This is a genomic window from Corallococcus llansteffanensis (assembly GCF_003612055.1).
GTDB classification, from domain to species: Bacteria; Myxococcota; Myxococcia; order Myxococcales; family Myxococcaceae; genus Corallococcus; species Corallococcus llansteffanensis.
On the sequence record NZ_RAWB01000905.1, the window covers coordinates 1 to 2,349 of the forward strand.

Annotated in this window: 3 protein-coding genes; 1 reads left to right on the forward strand and 2 read right to left on the reverse strand. The window is 67.4% G+C overall.

The genetic code is table 11. From position 1 onward, the window contains the following. Positions 1 to 227 (reverse strand): hypothetical protein (locus D7V93_RS41910; RefSeq protein ID WP_120648551.1); only part of this gene is annotated, 227 nt, incomplete at its 3' end. A 169-nt stretch (positions 228 to 396) separates the two neighbouring features. Between D7V93_RS41910 and D7V93_RS41915 the strand changes: the two genes are divergently transcribed. Continuing rightward, a complete protein-coding gene (locus tag D7V93_RS41915; RefSeq protein ID WP_120648552.1) occupies positions 397 to 909 on the forward strand; it encodes a DUF1993 domain-containing protein in 513 nt (170 codons plus the stop codon). 91 nt (positions 910 to 1,000) lie between these two features. On the opposite strand, the gene D7V93_RS41920 is transcribed toward D7V93_RS41915, so the two are convergent. Beyond that, positions 1,001 to 2,038 (reverse strand): hypothetical protein, encoded by a 1,038-nt coding sequence (locus D7V93_RS41920; RefSeq protein WP_120648553.1) that lies wholly within the window; start codon positions 2,036 to 2,038, stop codon positions 1,001 to 1,003. Positions 2,039 to 2,349: the final 311 nt, after the last annotated feature.

The window sequence follows — 2,349 nt, forward strand, 5'->3', positions numbered from 1 at the left end:
CCTCCGGAGCGGGAGTCGGTGGTGGCGGCCTGGCGGGCGCGGGCCCAGCGCAACATCTGCGGTTTCAGCCAGAGGCGTGGGCGCCCGGCGCCCAGGTCGAGCACCGGACGGGGCATGTCCGGGTAGCGTCGCAGGTACGTGCTGACGCTGTTGGGGTGGGCCAGGCGCAAGAGGCCCGCCACCTCCTGGGCGTCAATCAGGTCCTTCGTATTCACCAGGGGGCACATGGGGCGTGTCTATACCTGTAGACACGCACGGATGCACGGATTCCTTCCCGGGGCCGGGGGACGGGTCCAGGGCAGGCCAGGCCCTGGAGCGAGCCGGGAGGCGTGAGGACGCTGCGCCGGCCGTGGTCGCCGGTTAGAAGGGGGCGTCTCATTTTCCCGGAGTTTTTCCATGACGATTTCCATGTCCTCGGCCAGCACGCCCGTCTTTGTCTCCATCCTGAAGGCCCTCTCGAAGTGTATTGGGAAGGCCCGGGCCCACGCGGAGGCGAAGAAGTTCGACCCGAACGTGCTGGTGACGGTGCGGCTGGCGCCCGACATGCTCCCCTTCAAGAACCAGGTGTTGATCGCCTGTGACTCGGCCAAGGGCTGCGTGGCGCGCCTCTCCGGGGTGGAAGCGCCGGTCTATGAGGACAACGAGTCCTCGCTGTCGGAGCTCGAGGCGCGCATCGCCAAGACCATCGCCTTCATCGAGTCGGTGCCGGCCGAGAAGCTGAACGGCACCGAGGAGAAGAGCATCAGCGTGCCGCGCCGCGGCTTCGACCCGATGCAGTTCACCGGGGAGGCCTACCTGAAGGAGTTCGCGCTGCCGAACTTCTTCTTCCACGCGACGACCGCGTACGCGCTGCTGCGCCACAACGGCGTGGACCTGGGCAAGGCGGACTTCCTCGGCGGCGGCCGCTAGCGCCGGCCCTTCGCCTCACGCATGGAAAAGCCCCAGGCTCCCTCCGCGGGAACCTGGGGCTTCTTGCTTCCGGGCTGTCAGCCGGGGACGACTACTCCGCCCACCATGTCTCGGACAGCACGCTGAAGCCGTTCACCGTGTCGACGAAGATGGCGGCGCTGTGGCTGCTCCACGGGTCATCCGCGTAGCTGAAGATGCAACCCTTGAACGACCGGCCCGCGATGCGCGCGTCCAGGTTCGCCAGGCCCGCGGAGATGACACCGGCGGGGATCTTGCTGCTCGCGTTGACGTAGGCCAGCGTGGAGTTGACCTCGGCGCGCACTTCCGCGGCGTTGGCCAGGTTCGGGCGGATGGTCGCGCCGTACGGGACGCTGCTGGGCTCCAGGCCGAAGCACGTCGGGCCACCGCGGGAGTACGGGTGGTTGGCCGTCACGACCTCCCACCAGTCGAAGTGGCGCTGCAGCACCGCGCCGTAGGAGCCGTTGCTCGGGATGGCGTTGAGCGCGGCGGCGAGCGCCTCGAACGGGCGGCTCAGCGTGGCCGAGTTGCGGATGTTGCGGAAGCTCACGTCGCCGATGCCGGCCACGTTGGAGATGGCCTGGGCCGACGTGAACGGGCGCAGGTTGAGGAGGTTGGCGGCGCCGTTCCACGCGTCCGGTAGGACGTCGTGCAGCTCCGAGTCGTCGATGGTGTTCACCAGCGACACGATGGCCGCCGCGTCGTCGTGGGAGATGGCGATGCCGTCGAAGATGCCGGTGCAGTCCGCGTCGATGAAGTCGCGGGTGCGGGCGCCGCCCTCGATCTGCTTGAGGCGGGTCTCACCGACCAGCGGCACCGACGACAGGTCCGCCAGCGACGTGAACGGCGCGGTGGCGCGGCGGTTCACGAGGTTGGTGACGACGTTGCTCGGCAGGAACTGGTCCAGCGTCGCGTACGTCGACGTGTTCACGAAGGTGAGGATGCCCTGACACTCCGGGGCCACGTCCACGTCCGTGGTGGTGAGGATGGGCGCCTGCTGGTCCTGGATGGACGCGGGCGCGACCGTCTCGGCGGACGGCTCGGTTTCAATACCACCGCAACCGGCGAACATGCTCGCGGCAAGAAGGGTTGAGCTGAGACGACGAAGCATCACGAACTCCTCGTAGGGGGGAACGACGGGGGGAACTGTGGTGAGACGGCTCAATACACCAAATTGGTCTGACTCACCCCACCCATGCCATTTTCGGTCGGACACGCTGTCACGTTTCGGTGAACCCCCTTTTTTACACCGGCGGCAACCGGGGTTGTCCGGGCGGAGTGTGGACCAGGACCTTTGAGGTTGATGGGAATCCATGTGACTCTGCGGGTCCATGACCCCGGAAAGATCACAGGTGTTCCCCGCGGCGCTCCAACCCGGCACGGAGGTGGGGCGCTGGCGGGTGTTGGGGACGTTGGGGGTCC

Bases quoted from the DNA above. Each gene is read 5' to 3' on its own strand.
- D7V93_RS41915 (WP_120648552.1), top strand. From the start codon at position 397: ATGACGATTTCCATGTCCTCGGCCAGCACGCCCGTCTTTGTCTCCATC.
- D7V93_RS41920 (WP_120648553.1), bottom strand. From the start codon at position 2,038: ATGCTTCGTCGTCTCAGCTCAACCCTTCTTGCCGCGAGCATGTTCGCC.